This window comes from Roseinatronobacter thiooxidans (assembly GCF_001870675.1).
GTDB lineage: Bacteria > Pseudomonadota > Alphaproteobacteria > Rhodobacterales > Rhodobacteraceae > Roseinatronobacter > Roseinatronobacter thiooxidans.
The window spans coordinates 1-18,272 of sequence record NZ_MEHT01000011.1 but is presented as its reverse complement, the minus strand read 5'-3'; the positions used below and the strand labels follow the sequence as shown (position 1 = coordinate 18,272).

Annotated in this window: 15 protein-coding genes; 6 read left to right on the top strand and 9 right to left on the bottom strand. The window is 60.5% G+C overall.

The features are described from left to right. Positions 1-11: 11 nt before the first annotated feature. The 6 genes from BG455_RS07010 to BG455_RS06985 form a co-directional block, all read right to left on the bottom strand. Positions 12-1,295, bottom strand: coding sequence for a biotin/lipoyl-containing protein (locus BG455_RS07010; RefSeq protein WP_071469278.1), 1,284 nt, complete (start codon positions 1,293-1,295; stop codon positions 12-14). After that, positions 1,285-2,280: an alpha-ketoacid dehydrogenase subunit beta gene (locus BG455_RS07005; protein ID WP_071469277.1), complete on the bottom strand. Its 996-nt coding sequence runs from the start codon at positions 2,278-2,280 to the stop codon at positions 1,285-1,287. Before BG455_RS07005 ends, BG455_RS07010 begins: the two co-directional genes overlap by 11 nt. A 12-nt stretch (positions 2,281-2,292) precedes the next feature. Continuing rightward, positions 2,293-3,270 (bottom strand): thiamine pyrophosphate-dependent dehydrogenase E1 component subunit alpha, encoded by a 978-nt coding sequence (locus tag BG455_RS07000; protein WP_071469276.1) that lies wholly within the window; start codon positions 3,268-3,270, stop codon positions 2,293-2,295. 83 nt (positions 3,271-3,353) lie between these two features. After that, positions 3,354-4,652, bottom strand: a complete 1,299-nt coding sequence (locus BG455_RS06995; protein ID WP_071469275.1) for a M24 family metallopeptidase — start codon at positions 4,650-4,652, stop codon at positions 3,354-3,356. A 67-nt stretch (positions 4,653-4,719) separates the two neighbouring features. After that, on the bottom strand, positions 4,720-5,526 hold the full coding sequence (locus tag BG455_RS06990) for an SDR family NAD(P)-dependent oxidoreductase (RefSeq protein WP_071469274.1): 807 nt from the start codon (positions 5,524-5,526) through the stop codon (positions 4,720-4,722). A 23-nt stretch (positions 5,527-5,549) separates the two neighbouring features. Then, positions 5,550-7,298, bottom strand: a complete 1,749-nt coding sequence (locus tag BG455_RS06985) for an extracellular solute-binding protein (RefSeq protein ID WP_111361346.1) — start codon at positions 7,296-7,298, stop codon at positions 5,550-5,552. A 267-nt stretch (positions 7,299-7,565) separates the two neighbouring features. Between BG455_RS06985 and BG455_RS06980 the strand changes: the two genes are divergently transcribed. The 6 genes from BG455_RS06980 (at position 7,566) to BG455_RS06955 (ending at position 14,576) form a co-directional block, all read left to right on the top strand. Next, positions 7,566-8,507, top strand: a complete 942-nt coding sequence (locus tag BG455_RS06980; RefSeq protein ID WP_084386180.1) for a sugar ABC transporter substrate-binding protein — start codon at positions 7,566-7,568, stop codon at positions 8,505-8,507. 121 nt (positions 8,508-8,628) lie between these two features. Further along, positions 8,629-9,603, top strand: coding sequence for an ABC transporter permease (locus BG455_RS06975; protein WP_071469272.1), 975 nt, complete (start codon positions 8,629-8,631; stop codon positions 9,601-9,603). Continuing rightward, positions 9,600-10,601: an ABC transporter permease gene (locus BG455_RS06970; protein WP_245735492.1), complete on the top strand. Its 1,002-nt coding sequence runs from the start codon at positions 9,600-9,602 to the stop codon at positions 10,599-10,601. Before BG455_RS06975 ends, BG455_RS06970 begins: the two co-directional genes overlap by 4 nt. Beyond that, a complete protein-coding gene (locus tag BG455_RS06965; RefSeq protein ID WP_071469271.1) occupies positions 10,598-12,112 on the top strand; it encodes a sugar ABC transporter ATP-binding protein in 1,515 nt (504 codons plus the stop codon). The genes BG455_RS06970 and BG455_RS06965 overlap by 4 nt, the downstream gene beginning before the upstream one ends. Before the next feature lie 154 nt (positions 12,113-12,266). Beyond that, entirely contained in the window at positions 12,267-13,298 is a 1,032-nt protein-coding gene (locus tag BG455_RS06960; protein ID WP_170124780.1) for an AbrB family transcriptional regulator, read from the top strand. A 531-nt stretch (positions 13,299-13,829) separates the two neighbouring features. Beyond that, positions 13,830-14,576 (top strand): SDR family oxidoreductase, encoded by a 747-nt coding sequence (locus tag BG455_RS06955; RefSeq protein WP_071469270.1) that lies wholly within the window; start codon positions 13,830-13,832, stop codon positions 14,574-14,576. 146 nt (positions 14,577-14,722) lie between these two features. On the opposite strand, the gene BG455_RS06950 is transcribed toward BG455_RS06955, so the two are convergent. The 3 genes from BG455_RS06950 to BG455_RS06940 all read right to left on the bottom strand — a co-directional run. Then, positions 14,723-15,847 carry an iron-containing alcohol dehydrogenase gene (locus BG455_RS06950; RefSeq protein WP_071469269.1) on the bottom strand — a complete coding sequence of 375 codons (1,125 nt, stop codon included), beginning with the start codon at positions 15,845-15,847 and terminating at the stop codon, positions 14,723-14,725. A gap of 2 nt (positions 15,848-15,849) precedes the next feature. Continuing rightward, entirely contained in the window at positions 15,850-17,337 is a 1,488-nt protein-coding gene (glpK, locus tag BG455_RS06945) for a glycerol kinase GlpK (RefSeq protein WP_071469268.1), read from the bottom strand. 163 nt (positions 17,338-17,500) lie between these two features. Continuing rightward, positions 17,501-18,272: FAD-dependent oxidoreductase (locus BG455_RS06940; RefSeq protein ID WP_143079886.1), on the bottom strand; the 772-nt coding region annotated here is incomplete at its 5' end.

Sequence of the window (18,272 nt, the reverse complement as noted above, 5' to 3'; positions counted from 1 at the left end):
ACCTCGAAGAGTCAGAGCAGGTGGCGCAGCGGGTCGTGCATGCGCCCTGCGAATTCGGAAAGAAGGGCGATTGCGGCTTCAGGGGCGATCTGGTCAGGGCTGCATTCCAGCACGAGTGTAAGGCCCGTGCCTGCCTGCATCAGCGTCAGAACCGGCAGATCTTCGGCCCCCATGCTGACCGCACGCAAGGGCGTTGCACGCAAATCGCGCACGCGCAGATCGGGTGCGGCCTCACTCTCGGCAATAGAAGACAGGCAGCGGCCCTTAGGCACGGCGAAGACACGCGCTGTGCCAAATCGCTCAATCGCAACTGTGGCCGCCCCGCCCATGCTGGCCCCGGCCAGCCCTGCAAGCAGCGCGTCTGCATCCGTCAGGCCTTGCGCTTCGGCAGCCCATGCCGCGAAATGCGCAAACCCGTCTTCGGCACAGTCGGCGTGCAGGCGCATGGCTTGCGCCGCCACCGGCGCGGCGGTGGCGGGTGCGTCCTTCAGGCTGCGCAACATCTCCAAATCGCGCATATGGTAGGGCTGCGGATGGCCCGCGCGCACCAGACGCGCCAGATCCAGCCCCTGCTCCAGCGCCACGCGGCGCAGTTTGGGCGAGGCGAGAATGCGGCCATCCGATTGCTGGGCCACGGTTGGCGCGGCCTGTGCCGGTTTTGAGGCGGGTGCAGGATCAGGGGCTTTCGCGGGTTCCGCTTCGCGTTTCGGCGCGGGCGCGGCTGCCGCCATCGCGCGCGCGACAGGTGCCGCGGGCTTGCTGGCCGAGATGACGGCCACGGCCTGCCCCACTGGCACCGCGTCCCCGGCCTGCGCCAGAGTTGCCGCCAGATAGCCGGCCATGCCTGCGGGAACTTCCATCGTGGCCTTGTCGGTCTCCACCTCGAACAGCAGATCCTCCGCGCCGACTTGCGCGCCCAGTTCCACCAGCCAGCCGACCAGCACACCGCTATCCTGCGCCATGCCAAGTTGTGGCATGGTGATCTCGCGGCCCTCGGGCAGCGTGTTCGGGGCATCTGCTTGTGGTTGGGGGGCTGCGGCAGGCGTGTCATCTTCCGCACTGTCGGATATGCGCGCGATGGCCTGCCCGACCGGCACATCCTCGCCCTCAGTTGCCGTCACATGGGTCAGGAAACCCGATGCCTGCGCTTCCACCTCCATCGTGGCCTTGTCGGTTTCCACCTCGAACAGCGCATCGCCCTTGGCCACCTCATCGCCCGGCGCTTTGAGCCATTGCGTCAGGCGTCCGGCATCCTGTGCCATGCCAAGCTGCGGCATTGTCACCTCATGCGGCATGGATCAACTCCCCCGCGCAAAGCCTGCGTGCGTTCGCCGCCACTTGTTCAGGGGTGGGAACGGTCAGGTCTTCCAGCGCAGGCGAGAAAGGCACCGGCACATCCATCGCGCCCATGCGCAAGACCGGCGCATCCAGATGGTAAAACGCTTTTTCATTCAACCGGCTGGCGATTTCCGCCGTCACGCCGTAGCTTTGGTGACCCTCATCAATGACAATCGCGCGGCTGGTCTTCTTCACGCTGGCCAGAAGTGTCGCCTCATCCAGCGGCACAATCGTTCGCGGGTCGATCACCTCGGCGCTGATCCCCTCTAGCGCCAGTATCTCGGCGGCTTTTTCCGCCACCTGCACCATGGACGAGGTGCCAATCAGGGTAATGTCAGACCCCTCGCGCTTTATATTCGCCACGCCGAAGGGGATCAGATATTCTTCCTCCGGCACCGGTGCCTTATCCTGATACATCAGCTTGTCTTCAAAAATCACCACCGGGTTATTGTCGCGGATGGCGGTTTTCATCAGCCCCTTGGCCTCATAGGCCGAAGACGGCATCGCCACTTTCAGCCCCGGAATATGCGCCACCAGCGCCTGCAGGCTTTGGCTGTGCTGCGCGGCAGAGCGGCGCGTGGCCCCCATATTGGTGCGCAACACCATCGGCACTGTCAGCTTGCCCCCCGACATGTAATGCTGCTTGGCCGCCTGATTGCACAGCTGGTCCATGACCAGATAGATGAAATCGCCAAACATCAGGTCCACAATGGGCCGCGCGCCCGTCATCGCGGCGCCCACCGCCAGCCCGACAAAGCCCGGCTCGGAAATCGGCGTGTCGATCACGCGCTCGGTGCCAAACTCTTCGACCAGACCGGACAGCACCTTGAACGGCGTGCCTGCCTCGGCCACATCCTCGCCCATCAGGAAGACTGTCGGGTCGCGGCGCATTTCTTCGGCAATGGCCTCGTTCACGGCCTGCGATAGGGTGATCTCGCGCATACTATATCCTCCTCAGGCCGCAAAAACATGCATGTCGACTTCCGACGCATCCGGGTAGGCCGCGTCGAGTGCATAGGCGACAGCCTCGGCCGCGTCGCGTTCCACCTCGGCATTCATCGCGTCCAGATCTTCTTCCGTGGCGATCCCTTCGCTGACCAGATGCGCGCGGAACCGGATGATCGGGTCGCGGTTGTCGCGCCAGTCCTTCTCTTCATCCTTGGAGCGGTAATATTCGCGGTTGATGTCGCCGACATGGTGGCCATGGTAGCGATAGGTCATCAACTCCATAAAGAACGGCCCTTCGCCCTTGCGCGCCCGCGCCACCAGTTTGCGCGTCAGGTCATTGACCGCCAGCACATCCTGCCCGTCCACCTGATGCGCCTCGATCCCGAAGGCCTCGGCGCGCGCGGTAATGGACCCCGCCGCGATTTCTTCGGTCTTGGTATATTCCGAATAGCCGTTATTCTCGCAGGCATAGATGACCGGCAGGTGCCAGAGCGCGGCCATGTTCATCACCTCATACATCAGCCCCTGCGCGGTCGCCCCGTCGCCGAAAAAACAGACTGTCACATCATCCGCACCTTGCAGCTTCGCGCGCAACGCAGACCCCGTCGCAATCCCCATGGACCCGCCGACAATCGCATTCGCCCCCAGATTGCCATGGCTTTGATCGGCAATATGCATGGACCCGCCCTTGCCCCTGCAATACCCCTCGGCCTTGCCCAGCAACTCGCAGAACATCTGTTTGAACTCCGCCCCCTTGGCCACGCAATGCCCATGCCCCCGATGGGTCGAGGTGATGCGGTCATCATCGGTCAGTGCCTCGCAGATGCCCACCGCCACCGCTTCCTCGCCCGAATACATATGTGTCAGGCCCGGCATCTTGGCCGACAGATACAACTGGTTGGCGTTATCCTCGAACGTGCGGATGCGCACCATCTGGCGATACATCCGCAGGTAGTCTTCGGTATTCGACTTGGCCTTGGCCATGATCTCATCCTCTCCGGGCCATCTGCCCCAACATTTTCTTGCCGAAAAATACTCCCGCCGGAGGCACGCCCCGGCAGGGGCGTTCAATAGCGGTTGGCAATCGGCAGTTCTTCGGCGGGGAACAGGCTGATCACCTCGCAGCCGGTCTCGGTCACGACGACCTCTTCCTCGATCCGGGCTGCCGAATAGCCGTCTGCCGCAGGGCAGTAGGTTTCCAGCGCAAAGACCATGCCGGTCTTGATCTCCATCGGGTGGTCCAGACTGATCGCGCGGCTGATGATGGGGCGCTCATGCAGCGCCAGCCCCAGCCCGTGGCCGAATTGCAAGCCAAAGGCCGATTGTTCATCCGGAAAGCCGAATTCTTCGGCGCGTGGCCAGACTTCGGCCACCTTGTCAGTGCTGACCCCCGGTTTGATCATGGCAATCGAGGCATCAATCCATTCGCGCGCTTTCACATAGGCATCATTCTGCGCAGGGGTCGCGCGGCCAATGTTGAAGGTCCGGTAATAGCAGGTCCGGTACCCCTGATAGCTTTGCAAAATGTCAAAGAACGCCTGATCACCGGGCCGGAAATAACGGTCGGTGAAGTTATGCGGATGCGGGTTGCACCGCTCGCCCGAGATGGCGTTGATCGCTTCCACATCATCCGAGCCCATCTCGTAAAGCATCTTGTTCGACAGTGCCACGATGTCATTCTCGCGGATGCCCGGTTTCAACTCTTCATAGATCATATGGTAGACACCATCGACCATGGCGGCGGCCTGCGTCAGCAGCTGGATTTCATCCCAGTTCTTGATCTCGCGCGCGGCCAGCATGATTTGCTGGCCATCGACCACATTCAGCCCTTCTTCTTGCAGCGCATGGAACATGGCGGTTTCGGCATAGTCCAGACCCACCGGCATGTCGCCCATGCCCGCATCACGGATCAGGCCCGCAATTTCCTTGGCATATTGGCGCATCAGCCCGAATTCGGGCGGGATGGTGCCGCGCATGCCCACCACACCGGCGCGGCAATGGTCGGGCACCAGCCAATCGCTGAATTTCTTGTGGTGCATCGCGGCAGACCCGAAATCCCAGACATAAGGCGCATCATCGCCCGTCAGCAGGCAGAAGCGACACATCTTGTCGCGTTCCCATTCCCCGATTTTGGTGGCGGACACATAGCGGATATTGTTCACATCGAACAACAACAGCGTACCCGCATTCGACGCCTGCAACGCCTGCCGCGTGCGCGCCAGCCGGTAGCGGCGCAGGCGGTCATGGTCAATCCGGCGTTCAAAATCAACCGAGGTGTGGCCCCAGGCGGGCAGCCGCCCTTCCCAGCGCCAGTTGGGTTCAAGGTCTTGCGGGGTCAGCAGATTGGGCATCAAGGCTCGTGACATGGGAATACTCCATCGGGTGCGCATGCACCGATTTTTCTAAAGGTGAACTGGAAGGAAGGTCAGCGCGTTACTGGATGCACCAGCCGCCATCGATATGGATCATCTGACCCGTCATATAGTCGCTGTCGGAACTGCACAGAAAGGCGGCTGTGCCTTTCACATCGTCAGGGTAAGAGACGCGCTTGATCTGCAACGCATCGCGGACAATATCATCATAGGCCTGGCCCTCGCGGTCCTTGAAGCCGATCTCGACCAAGTCCTTGTCCAGCTGTTCCCATAGCGGTGTCACCACCACACCGGGCGCATAGCCGTTGACGGTAATGCCATGCTCCGACAGCCCGATGGCGCCGCAATGCGTCAGCGCAAGGCAGCCGTATTTCGAGGTACAATAGACCGTGACATCCACCAGCGGCTTGCGCGACGCGATAGAGCCTACATTGATCAGCTTATAGGGGTAATCCTGTTTGCCCTGCTTGATCATCTGGCGGGCGGTTTCCTGCATGCCCAGCCACATGGCCTTGGTGTTGACATTCATGATCATGTCCCAGTTGTCTTCATCAATATCCATGAAGAAACGGGGCTTGTTCAGGCCCGCATTGAACAGGCCCACATTGATCATACCGAATGCCTCGACTGTGGCGGCGACTGCGTTTGCGTTGTCTTCGCGCTTGGTCACGTCCATTTTCACGGCAATGGCGCGGCCATTGCCTTTGGCGTTGATCTTCTCGGCCATCTCTGTCGCGGCATCAAGGTCCAGATCGCCAAGGCAGACATTCGCGCCCAGTTCTGCAAAATGTTCGGCATTACAGGCACCCATGCCGCGCGCGGCCCCGGTGATCAGAATGTTTTTGCCTTTCAGGCGGGTGGTGTCCATGGCGTCCTCCTCAGCGCTTTTGGTTATTTCAAGGCGTCTTCTGCCCGTGCTTGGGCGCGCCTTAATGCGTTGCGCGGGGTCAGTACGCCGCGCAGCATGTCGTGAAGTTCCTGCCCGCAAATCTCGATGATCTCGGCAATCTGGGGGATGGGCGGGCGCGGCCAGTATTGCAGCTCGTCGCGCAGGGACATGGCGTCCACCGCCTCGAATATGGGCGAGATGCGGCGCACCTCGGGGTCTGCCCCTACGGAGTAGCGCGGGGCGGTGCGGCTGCCATTCAGGATATACAGCTTCTGCGCCTCGGGCGAGGTGAAGGCGATCAGCGCCTCGGCTGCCGCCGCGCGGCGCTCTGGCGCAATATTTGCCGGAATGCCCATGACATAGCCGCCAACTGTTGCCACGGGCTGCCCCTCTGGCCCGGCGGGATGGGGCAGATAGCCGGTATTGCCATTGGCGGGCGACGAGGGGTCGCGTTCGAAATACGGGGCCAGCAGCGTATAGCCATAAGCCATGGCGATCTTGCCTGCCGCATAGGGGCGCACGCGCTCATACCATGACATGGACAGAATATCGGGGGGCGAGAATTCCAGCAGCGAGAGCAGGAATTCGCAGGCATCCAGCGCGAGAGGCGTGTCAATCGTGGGTGCAATATCGCGGCGGTGCGCCGTGTCAGCGGCAAACCCGCCTGCGATGGCGTCCAGATTGACGATGGGTTGCCCGAAATCCGCGCATGTCATCAGAAACTGATGGCCCAGCGCCGTGCCGCGTGCGGCATTCCATGCAATCCCGTAGCGGCCCTGTTGGGGGGCGTGGAAATGGCGCGCCGCCGCAATCAGCTTGTCGGTGGTGTCTGGCGGCTCCAACCCCGCTTCGGCAAACAGGTCTTTGCGATAGAATAACAATTCCGGCGTGGTCTGGCTGGGCACCCCGTAGGGGCGACCACCCCAATGCGCGGCCATCCAGCCTGCGGTGTGAAAATCCGGCGTATCCAGTCGGTCAGTGTCCAGACATTCATCCAGCGGCATGAGAACCCCTTTTTGGGCAAACTCACCGATCCAGGGCAGATCGACCGCGATGATGTCATATTTGCTGACCCGGCGTTCGGCATTGCGCAAGGCTTCCGCGCGCAGCCGGTCAATGGAAAAGGCGCGCTGGCTGATATTGGTACCGATGATCTGTTCAAACTGCCGCTTGAGGTTCTCCATCACCATAAAGGTCGGATCACCATGCACCAGAATACGCAAACCGCCGCCCAGTTGCAGGGGTTCGGGCAAAACCTGCGGCGGCGCGATGGCTTGGCTGGCAGGCACATAGGATGCGCCGAAATAGTAATCGCGCGCATCTTTCGCCCCTGTCCCGCCCGTTTCGGCGCAAAGCCGCAAAATACGGTCTGACAGCTGAAGCCAGTTATTCATCAGCCGCTCGGTGGGGTGCAGCGAGAACGACCGCCCCGAACGTGTGCGCGCGCGCTGTTCGATAAAGCCGCAGTCCTGCAACTGCTGCAATTTGCGTCTTGCAGTTGCATAGGGCACGCCCGAAGCTGAAATCAGCATTGTCGCAGTTATGATCTTGCCGCTAAGATGCGCCTGTAGCAGTGCGGCGACCATATTCAGATGAGGGTTCGGCTCTGCAATCTCCAGCGCGGTATCGATCTCGGCGCTCAATGTGTCCACAAAGGCCAGCGCGGCAGGCAATGCGGCCTGCCCTGCCCTCGCCTGCCCCCGGCCTGTACCGGAAGCTTTCGAGAAATTTTCTTTTTGAATATTTCCCATTCTCACGTCTGCGGACTTTCTGTTTTGTGTACTGCGATTGGTCGCGTTGCGGTGTATGCTCATCTGCAATACTTTCACTTTGTTCAGTTTGACGGTGTGATCATAGCGCGTAAATGTTCATTTTGACTATAAATAAGGTCATTTTGAACATGTTTGCTGTGTTGTGTTGGGGGGCGTGCGGACAGCATAGACCAACCGCGAACCTGCCTTGTTGGTGCGATATTTCATCGGGGCGCGCGGCGATATTTCACCTATGGGAGGAAGACCATGACCAATAAAATGCGCATTTTGCTTGCCAGCTGCGGCACTCTTGCCCTGGCCAGCGCGGCGTCAGCCGATACTGTTCGTATTGGAATTACCCAAAACAATGTCGGTATCGACAGCTATCAGACAACCTATGAGCGCGCGTTCATCGCCGCAGCCGATGCCAACCCCGATGTAGAGGTGATCGTGCTGGATGCGGGCGGTGATGTTGCACGCCAGATCAGCCAGATGCAGGATCTGATCCAGCAAAATGTTGATGCAATCATCATCTGGCCCACCGATGGGCAGGCAGTGGTTCCCGCTGTGCGCAATGCCCACCGCGCCGAAATTCCGGTCATCGTAACCAATTCGAACATTGCCGAGGCAGGCATGGAATTTATCGCCGCCTTCTCTGGCCCGAACAATATCCAGCAGGGCATCTATTCGGCCGAGATGATGTGTGATGCCCTGGAGGGTGAAGGCCAGATCGTGCAGATCACCGGCATGCCGGGCTATACCACCGCGATTGAACGCCAGCAGGGCTTTGACGAGCGGCTGGCCGAAATGTGCCCCGGTGTGACCCAGCTGGACATTCAGCCCGGCGACTGGAACCGCGAGCGCGCGCAGCGCACGATGGAAACATTCCTGACACGGTTTGACCAGATTGACGGGGTGTATTCCGGCGATGACAATATGGGTGTGGGCGCACTGAATGCCGCAATCGCTGCGAACCGTGCCGAAGGCATGGTGTTTATCGGGGCCACAAATTTCGCAGTGGGCTATGATGCGATGGGGCGCGGCGAATATTGGGGTTCGGTCTATCAATCGCCTGTTGATGACGCCAAAGCGGCATTGCAAACCGCCCTCGATGTGCTGGCGGGCGAGGATGTGCCAAAGCTGAACTATTTTGACACACCCAAAATCACTCAGGACAATATGGAAGAGTTTGACCGCCCTGTATTCTAAGGCAGTCACATGAATGAACCGGGGCGGGCGTGTTTGCCTCTGCCCCGGTTATCGCTGCGAATGCAGCGATACGCCCGCGCTGGGGAGAGCGCGTAGCACGCCGCTTTACGGGAGGACTCTGATGTTATTGAACCGCCTCAAGGCCGGTGGGCCTGCGATTGCCAAGCAAGGCATCCTTGTGGCCTTTATTCTGTTCATGATCGTATTCTCGCTTATGTCCGACAGGTTTCTGACCGCCGACAACATCATGTCGGTCTTTCGTCAATCCGCGATCATCGGGGTTATGGCGGTGGGGGTCACGATTGTTGTGATCGGCGGCAATCTGGACCTGTCTGTTGGGTCCATGCTGTCCTTTGCGACTGTGCTTGTGGTCGATCTGCATGACAAGATCGGGCCAGAGCTGGCCATTCCCATCATGGTGCTGGCCACGCTGTGTCTGGGCGCGATCAACGGATTTCTCATTGGTATTCTGCGGCTTAATTCCCTGATTGTGACGCTGGGCATGCTGTCGGCCATTCAGGGGCTGGTGCTGATCTATAGCGGCGGGCAGAATGTCGATATTGTCGACCAGCGCGGCACATGGTTCGCCATTTTCGGACGCGGTTCGGTTTTGGGCATTGCCGCACCAATACTGATCTTCGGGCTGATGGCGATTATCTTTCACGTCATCATGTCGACCATGCCCTTTGGCCGCAAGGTCTATGCTGTGGGCGGCAATCCGACTGCGTCTGTCTTCTCGGGCATTCCGCGCTCGCGCGTGGTGTTCACCACCTATCTGATCTCGGCGCTCTGCGTTGCAGTGGCGGCAATCATTCTGGGCAGCCGCGTGATGGGGTCGCAGAACAATGTGGGCCAGGGCTATGAATTGCAGGTGCTGGCGGCCGTCATCCTTGGGGGCACATCGCTGTTGGGGGGGGCAGGCAGTATCCTGAAAACCGTGTTGGGCGTTCTGATGCTGGCCTTTATCCAGAATGGCCTGATCCTGATGGGCCAGCCCTATTACACGCAATGGCTGGTCACTTGGGTGGTCATCATCGTGGCGGTCTGGCTGGATGTCGCAGCCAAGCGCGGCCGCCTGTTTTCACCCATAGCATGAGGCACACCATGTCGAACCTGACAGATATCACACCTCTGCGCTGGTTAATGCGCAACCCGATCTGGGGCTTTGTGCTGCTGGTTTTCATCTTCTTCAGTCTGATGTCAGAGCATTTCTTCGACTATCGCAACTTCCAGAACATTCTTGTGCAAACCTCGACCATCGGGTTGATCGCTTTGGGCATGACGCTTGTCATGATCAATGGCAATATTGACCTGTCGGTGGGGGCCACACTGGCGCTTGCCGCCGCCTTCGCGGTCGATGTGCAAAGCTGGGCCATGTTCGCCACTTGGGGCAACTGGCAAATACTGCCTGCCGTCAGCCTTGCGCTGCTGGTTGGAATTCTGATGGGCGCGATCAACGGTTTTATCGTCTGGAAAACGGGGGTCGATGCCTTCATCGTCACGCTTGGGGCGATGCTGGGCATTCGCGGGTTGGTGTTCGTGTATACGGGCGAATCCTCGTTTTATGCGATGAACTTCGCCTATTCGGATTTCAGCGCCTTATCTGTCGGCCCGTTTCCGGTTCTGGCGCTGATCTTTCTGGCCTGCACCCTGATCGTGCATCTTGTCCTGTCGCGCACAGTGCATGGGCGAAACACCTATGCGGTGGGTGGCAACCGCGAGGCTGCAGTCAATGCAGGCATTCGTGTGGGGCCGCATATGATGGTCAATTTCATGATCATCGGGTTTCTGGCCGCCCTGTCCGGTGTGCTTTTATCCACGCAGATGGGGGCCGCCACGCCCAATCTGGGCCGCGATTATGAATTGTGGGTTATCACCGCTGTCGTGCTGGGCGGCACAAAGCTGACAGGCGGCAAGGGCGACATTATCGGCACGCTGGGCGGCGTTCTGGCCATTGGCATTTTGCGCAATGGCATGAACCTGATGCAGGTGCCGGCCTTCTATGTCTATGTCATCCTTGGCAGCATCCTGATCGCCGTTCTGTTTCTGGACAAACGTTTCAACCGCACTGCCAATGGGGGGCTGCGCCTATGAGTGACCAACAGGAACCGGCCCTGCGCCTGAAGGGCATTGTCAAGACATTTCCCGGCGTGCGTGCGCTGGACGGGGTGGATTTCGAGGTGATGCCGGGCGAGGTTCACGCCCTTCTGGGCGAGAATGGCGCGGGCAAATCCACCTTGATGAAAGTGCTTGCAGGCATGCACCAACCCGATGAGGGGCAGATCATCATCGCGGGCAAGCCCGTGCGCATGACCACCCCGATCGAGGCCAAGGCCCAAGGCGTGGTGCTGATCCATCAGGAGCTTAGCCTTGTGCCGGAAATGTCTGCCGCCGAAAATATCTATCTGGGCGAATTGCCGCTAAAGCGCTTCGGGCGGGTAGATTGGACCACCTTGTTTGAACGCTCGAACGCGATCCTCAAGCGGTTGAATTGCAACTTCCGCGGCGAGGTGACAGTGGCAAACCTGTCCATCGCCAACCAGCAAATGGTGGAAATTGCGCGCGCCCTGACAGTCGATGCGCGCGTGGTGGTGTTTGATGAACCCACCGCGTCACTGACAGACGCGGAAAAAGTGGTGTTGTTCGAGATCATAAACGACCTGAAAGCGCGCGGTGTGGGGATTGTCTATATCTCGCACCGGATGGATGAGATTTTCACCCTGTCCGACCGGATTACCGTGCTGCGCGACGGGGCCTATCGCGGCACCCTGACCACCGCCGACACCGATGAGGATGAGGTCACGCGCCTGATGATCGGGCGCAGTCTGGACCTGTCACGCGACACCGCCGAACACAGCTTGGGCGAGGTTGTTCTGGAAGTCCGCGATCTAAGCTGCGCGCCCTTGTTCAAGAAAATCAGCTTTTCAGTTCGGGCAGGCGAAGTGGTGGGCTTTTACGGGCTGGTTGGTGCAGGCCGCACCGAAATTGCTGAAACCCTGTTCGGGTTGCGTAGCCCCGATAGCGGCGAAATTCTGGTAGACGGATCGCCTGTGCAAATCAACGCGCCCGCCGATGCGATCAAGCTGGGCATCTCGCTGGTGCCCGAAAACCGCAAGGAACAAGGGCTTGTGCTGTCGATGAACTGCCGCGACAACATGACCCTGCCGCAGGTGCAAAACCTGACCACAGGCCCCTTCGTGTCGTCGGGCGCTGAAATTGCGATCTTTGACAAATACCGCGACAAGCTGGAAATCAAAACACCCAGTTGGCGCCAGACAACGCGGGTGCTGTCTGGGGGCAACCAGCAGAAAATCGTAATCGGCAAATGGCTGTCAATGCACCCGCGCGTGCTGATCGTGGATGAACCCACACGCGGCATCGATGTTGGGTCAAAATCCGAGATACACATGCTGCTGCGCGCCCTTGCAGCACAGGGCTATGCCGTGATCGTCATCAGTTCCGAAATGCCCGAGGTGCTGCGTGTTTCTGACCGGATCGTGGCAATGTATAGCGGGCAGATCATGCGCGAATTCACCGCCGAGCAGGTGACCGAAGATTCGCTGGTGCAGGCAATTTCAGGTATACGGACAAGCGAAGTCGCATGATCGCTGATTGCGCTGTCTGGCCTGTGCACCCGCGCAGGAAAATTGGTGCGCGCAAATTCAGGCGGCAGTCATGAAAGCGGTTGACCTTGCCCACATAGGCGCGATGCTCCATAGGAGTGATCCCCTGTGGCACGGTTTTCTTGCTGGAATGATGATGCGGATTGATACGGAATGGAAAGAAGCGCTGCCAACGCTGCTGATTGGCTGCGCGGGCGCGGCGCTGTTCTGGCTGATCGGGTTTCCGGCAGCGGTTCTGACCGGCCCGGCCGCCGCCGTTTCACTGGCCACGATCCTTGGCATCCGTACGGCAATACCTGCAAGCCTGCGCGATGGCGTGTTTCTGACCATCGGCATTGCAATCGGCAGCACCGTCACCCCCGAGGTTGTAGAAACAGCGCTGGCATGGCCCGTGTCGCTGTTCATGCTGATGGTGACTTTGGTTCTGACGGTGCTTGTTGCGCAAAAACTGTTGATGCGCGGCTTTGGCTATGACCGGATGACCGCCGCACTTTGTGCCACGCCGGGGCATCTGAGCTATGTGCTTAGCATGTCCACCGCAGTGGCCGCTGATGTTCGCAGCGTCGCACTGGTCCAGACAGTGCGTGTTTTGCTGCTGACTTTGTTGGTGCCGGTGCTGATCTCGCTTTGGGGTGTGACAGGCACAGCCCAGCTTGCCGATACTGGCGCCATGTCGCCTGTTGCGCTTGCGCTGACATTTCTGGTGGCGGTTGGCGTGGGTCTGCTGCTCAAACGGCTGTCTGTGCCAGCGCCGCTGCTGATCGCGGCTATGGCTGTGTCGGCGCTTGGTCAGGGCGCGAATTATACACCCGGCACAGTTCCGGCATGGCTGACAGTGATTGCGTTTATTGGCATGGGGTCTTTGATTGGCACGCGCTTTCGCGGGTTTGACCGCAAACACCTTGCCAGTGCACTTGCCGCCGGCATTGTGATCACGCTGGTCGCCTGTGCATTTGCCGCAATGGGCGCTGTTCTTGCGTCAAGAGTTATCGGGTTACCTCCGGCGGCGGTGCTGCTGGCTTTCGCCCCCGGCGGGGTAGAGATAATGGCCGCACTCGCTGTAGAAACAGGGCTGGAACCAGCATTCGTGGCCGCGCATCATGTGTTTCGCCTGATGGTGCTTGGGATATTCATTCCGGTTCTGATCTCGCGCAACAAGACCGCGTGACGGGGCATGCCTGATCCGCGTCCAAAGCAAGCGCTTTGGTGTTCGCCACCTGACACAAGAAATGAAATGACAGCTTTGATGGCTTTGGAGGGATGAGACTAGCCGCGCAGCGTCGGGCCGTGGTGCGGCGATCCCCGATCTATGCTGGATAACTTTATGCCAGCCAAATCCGCGTAAGATCAGGGCTTTGCGCGTAGCCAAGCCAAATCGCCGTGCCGGGGGACGGCCCGGCGATGCGCGGCGGCGCTACGCGCCTCGACTCCGCGCGAACGGCTGAAAAGTCCCGCAAAACGGACTTTTGTCACGCATGTAGGCACCCTATGTCAGGGGCGGAACACGAGCGCCCCGCCCCAAGCAAAAACCCATGTGCCGTAGCGCTTGACACCGGTATTCGTTGTGCCACTAAAGCCGCGTCGCAGCCGGTGTTTGGCATGCTCGGGGGCATGTTATCCAGTCCATTCTCGCGGCCGATCACATGCCACACCCCAGCGGAGAGTTGCCCGCCCGCCCCGCCTGAACAGGAGACAGACCATGCCAACGCCAAAAATCGTGCTAATAACCGGCGCCAGCCAAGGGATTGGCCGCGCCTGTGCCACTGCGTTTCTGGAAGCAGGGCATCATGTGATCCTGGCCGCACGCGGGCGCGACGCGCTGGAAACTGTCGCACAGCACGCGCCCGAGCGCGCAATGGTCCACCCGTGTGATGTGGCCAACCCCGATCAGGTCGCGGCATTATTCGCCGCCATTGACGACAGGTTCGGACGTCTGGACGTGGTGTTCAACAATGCAGGCATTGGCATGCCCGCAACCGAAATCGCCGATATCTCTTGGGAAGACTGGCGGCGTGTCGCCTCGGTCAATCTGGACGGGGCATTTCTGGTTGCGCGCGGGGCTTTCGCCATGATGCGCGCCCAACAGCCCAAAGGCGGTCGCATCATCAATAACGGCTCTATTTCCGCGCATGCGCCGCGTGTGGGGTCGGTGCCTTACACAACCACCAAAACAGCCATAACCGGACTGACGCGCAGCTTGTCGCTGGACGGGCGCAAGCATGACATCGCATGCGGACAAATCGACATTGGCAATGCGGCATCCGACATGACCGACACCATATCGAAGGGTGTTCCGCAGGCAGATGGCAGCATGCGCGCAGAACCCGTCATGGATGTGACCCTTGTTGCCGATGCCGTGCTGCATATGGCTGACCTGCCCCTAGAGGCCAATGTGCAATTCATGACCATCATGGCAACCAAGATGCCCTATATCGGGCGCGGATAGGCACGCGGCCAAGCTGGGAACATAGCGCAGCCTTTCAGGCCCGCAGGCAGCCTGCGGCTTGGGTGGGGTTTGCCTGCTGCGGCACAGCCAGTGCGGCGCATATGCGGGTGTAAGCCCCCGCCTGCCACATCTGATCACCGCAAACGTCAGGCAGTGGCCAGTATGTCCTGAAGCTGCCTTGCGCCCAGATCAACCGGATTGGCCTTATAGGACGAGGACAGCCGCGCTTCCTGTGCAAGAAATGCGTGATCGCCTGACAAGACGCCAAGCTCTGCAAGGCGCGGCAAGCCGTTATCACGGCACCAGCTGCGGAACTGCGCAACACTGCCGAATTCTGCGGCGATCTGGCCCATCACCCACCCGATGCGCTGCGCGGTCACGCTGTCTTTGGGCGCGGCGTGCAGATTGGCTTCAAGCACAGGCACCAGCAAGGCCCCGCAAACGGCCCCATGCGCCGCCCCTGTCCGCCCGCCAATGACGCCTGCAAAACCATGCACAGCGCCAAGCCCTGCATTGGCCAGCGCAATCCCGCCAAACAGGCTGGTCAGCGCCATGTCATCCCATGCCAGCGTGTCGCCATGCGCAACCAGCCTGCGCAGCGCAGACAGCCCGCGCGGGATCGCGTCGCGGCACAGGGCATCCGTCACCGGATTGGCGCGCGCGCAGATGAACGGCTCGATCACCTGCGTGATCGCATCAAGGCCAGAGGCAAGCGTCACCGATTTGGGGCAGGACAGGCACACATCGGGATCGATCAATGCAAGTGTCGGGTATAGGCGCGGGTCGCGCAGACTGACCTTGCGGCGCGCCTCTGGAATTTGGATCACGGCATTTCGGGTCACTTCGGCCCCTGTGCCCGCTGTTGTGGGAATAGCCACCAAAGGCAGGGGCGCGGCCTCCAGCGGGTGCCCCTGACCGACCACTTCCAGATAATGCATCGGCCCATGCGCCGCACGCAGCAAAGCGGCAAGCGCTTTGCCATGGTCAATCACCGCGCCACCGCCAATGGCGATGACCATCTCGGGCCTGAAATCGCGCGCTGAGGCCAGATCGGCCACAATCCCGGGCAAGTCCGGCTCGCCTGTCACTGTCAGCTCTAGCACATCGGCCGCGCCGCGCAGGCTTTGGGCCAGCACCGATGCCGCCACGACCGAGCGGCTGCGCACAAGCAACACCTTGCGCGCGCGCGCCTGCGCAAAAGGTGCGGCTTCCGCCAGAACACCGCGCCCGAAACGGATCGTGCCCGCCGTGGCGAACCCAAAAGGTGCCATGCTCACACCTCCAGCACCGCAGTGATGGCACGCCGCCAGCGCGCCACGCGCGCCAGACGGTGCGCATCATCCATTGTGGCTGTGAATTGTCGCTCTACCGCCCAGCCTTTGGCGAAATCCTCCATGCCCGGCCAGACGCCTGCGCGCTGGCCCGCCAGCCATGCCGCACCCAGCGCTGTGGTTTCCAGCACTTGCGGGCGGTCCACCGGCGCGCCGATAATATCGGACAAAAACTGCATGGCGTAGTCATTCGCCGCCATTCCGCCATCGACACGCAAAGTGGGCTGCGCCCCCTCGCGCGCCCAGTCGGCTTGCATCGCTTCCAGCAAGTCGCGGGTCTGATAGCCCACCGATTCCAGTGCCGCGCGCGCAAATTCGGCAGGGCCTGTGTTGCGGGTCAGGCCAAACACCGCGCCGCGGGCTTCGGGCTTCCAATAGGGCGCACCAAGCCCCACGAAAGCAGGCACAAGGATCAGGTCTTGCGACGGGTCGGCCTGTTCGGCCAGTCCCTGCGTCTCGGGGGCGGCGCGGATGACTTTCAGCCCGTCGCGCAGCCATTGCACCACAGCGCCCGCAATAAAGATCGACCCCTCCAGCGCATAGGTTGGTTTTCCGTCCAGCTGGTAGGCAATCGTCGTCAACAGCTTGTTGGTTGAGGTAACTGGCGTCTCGCCTGTGTTCAGCACGGCAAAACAGCCGGTGCCATAGGTGGATTTCAACATGCCGGGGGTGAAACAGGCCTGCCCGATCGTGGCGGCCTGCTGGTCGCCCGCCACGCCCAGAATGGGAATTTCCCGCCCGAACAGATCGGCACGCGTGACCCCGAAATCATCGGCGCAATCGCGCACTTCGGGCAACATCTGCAACGGAATATCGAACAGGTCGCAGATGGTCTGGCTCCATCGGCCCTTATGGATGTCATACAGCATTGTGCGCGCGGCATTGGTGGCATCGGTGGCATGAACGCGCCCGCCGGTCAGGTTCCAGATCAGCCATGTATCGACTGTGCCGAACACCAACTCGCCCTTGCGCGCCCGCGCCCGCGCGCCCTCTACTGTATCGAGGATATATTTCAGCTTGGTGGCCGAGAAATAGGGGTCTGCCAACAGCCCTGTGCGCGCGGTTATCATCGGCTCGTGGCCATTCTCGCGCAGGGTGGCGCAGAAATCGGCGGTGCGGCGGTCTTGCCAGACAATGGCATTATGGATCGGCTTGCCGGTCTTGCGGTCCCAGACAAGTGTCGTCTCGCGCTGGTTGGTGATCCCGATCGCGGCAATATCGGTGGCGTGCAATCCCGCCTTCTCGATCGCGGCGCGTGCGGTTGCGGCGGTGGTCGCCCACAGGTCCGAGGGGTCATGCTCGACCCAGCCCGATGCGGGGTAATGCTGTGGAAATTCTTCTTGCGCAATGGCGGCAATCTTCATCGCAGGATCGAACACAATCCCCCTGCTGGATGTCGTGCCTTGATCAAGCGCGAGTATATACGACATTCCCCTATCTCCCTTGTCGTGCAGGACAACTTCAAGTCCCGTTCCCTTGTGACCATATGTCAGATTTAGTGCAAATCCCTTGCCCCTGAAAACCGCAGAATGTCACAGGCCCCTTTGCCGCCCCCAACCTGCAACACGGCAACTGCGCGCCCCGTGTGACGCGTTAATCGGCAGCGCGCGCAGCCTGCACCCTTTGCGTCGCCATCCATTCCTCCAATGCGGCGGCTTGTGCGGTGTCCAGTCGCAACCCCAGTTTCGAGCGGCGCCACAGCACATCTTGTGCGTTATAGGCATATTCGCGCGTCATCAGCCATATGACTTCGGCCTCGGTCAAGGTGGCACCGAAATCCTTGCCCAGACTGGCCGCGTCGCGCGCCGTGCCCAGAATGGCGCGGGCGTCGGTGCCATAGGCGCGCACCAGCCTGCGCGCCCAGAAATCGCCCAGAAACGGGTAATCGCGCTGCAAGCCCGCCACCAGCGCGCCCACCCCGTCATGCGCAAAATCGCCGCCCGGCAGCGCCACACCTGCGGTCCACGCGCCTTTATCCAGCGGCAGGATGGTGCCGATCTTGTCCAAAGCCTGTTCGGCAAGCCGCCGGTAGGTTGTGATCTTGCCCCCGAAAATATGCAGCACCGGCGCGCCCGCACTCTGGTCTATTTTCAACGTATAATCGCGCGTGGCCGCTGTGGCAGAGCTTGCGCCGTCATCATAAAGCGGGCGCACGCCCGAATAGGACCAGACCACATCCTGTACAGAAACGCTGCGCTTGAAATACTGGCTGGCGAAGCTGCACAGATAGTCGCGTTCCTCATCAGTGCAGCGGGGCATGCGCGCGGGGTCGTCATGTTCGGCATCTGTGGTGCCGATCAGGGTGAAATCCTGCTCGTAGGGAATGGCGAAAATGATCCGCCCGTCTGTGCCCTGAAAGAAATAG

Bases quoted from the DNA above. Each gene is read 5' to 3' on its own strand.
- BG455_RS07010 (WP_071469278.1), bottom strand. From the start codon at position 1,295: ATGCCGCATGAGGTGACAATGCCGCAGCTTGGCATGGCACAGGATGCC.
- BG455_RS07005 (WP_071469277.1), bottom strand. From the start codon at position 2,280: ATGCGCGAGATCACCCTATCGCAGGCCGTGAACGAGGCCATTGCCGAA.
- BG455_RS07000 (WP_071469276.1), bottom strand. From the start codon at position 3,270: ATGGCCAAGGCCAAGTCGAATACCGAAGACTACCTGCGGATGTATCGC.
- BG455_RS06995 (WP_071469275.1), bottom strand. From the start codon at position 4,652: ATGTCACGAGCCTTGATGCCCAATCTGCTGACCCCGCAAGACCTTGAA.
- BG455_RS06990 (WP_071469274.1), bottom strand. From the start codon at position 5,526: ATGGACACCACCCGCCTGAAAGGCAAAAACATTCTGATCACCGGGGCC.
- BG455_RS06985 (WP_111361346.1), bottom strand. From the start codon at position 7,298: ATGGGAAATATTCAAAAAGAAAATTTCTCGAAAGCTTCCGGTACAGGC.
- BG455_RS06980 (WP_084386180.1), top strand. From the start codon at position 7,566: ATGACCAATAAAATGCGCATTTTGCTTGCCAGCTGCGGCACTCTTGCC.
- BG455_RS06975 (WP_071469272.1), top strand. From the start codon at position 8,629: ATGTTATTGAACCGCCTCAAGGCCGGTGGGCCTGCGATTGCCAAGCAA.
- BG455_RS06970 (WP_245735492.1), top strand. From the start codon at position 9,600: ATGAGGCACACCATGTCGAACCTGACAGATATCACACCTCTGCGCTGG.
- BG455_RS06965 (WP_071469271.1), top strand. From the start codon at position 10,598: ATGAGTGACCAACAGGAACCGGCCCTGCGCCTGAAGGGCATTGTCAAG.
- BG455_RS06960 (WP_170124780.1), top strand. From the start codon at position 12,267: ATGCGGATTGATACGGAATGGAAAGAAGCGCTGCCAACGCTGCTGATT.
- BG455_RS06955 (WP_071469270.1), top strand. From the start codon at position 13,830: ATGCCAACGCCAAAAATCGTGCTAATAACCGGCGCCAGCCAAGGGATT.
- BG455_RS06950 (WP_071469269.1), bottom strand. From the start codon at position 15,847: ATGGCACCTTTTGGGTTCGCCACGGCGGGCACGATCCGTTTCGGGCGC.
- glpK (WP_071469268.1), bottom strand. From the start codon at position 17,337: ATGTCGTATATACTCGCGCTTGATCAAGGCACGACATCCAGCAGGGGG.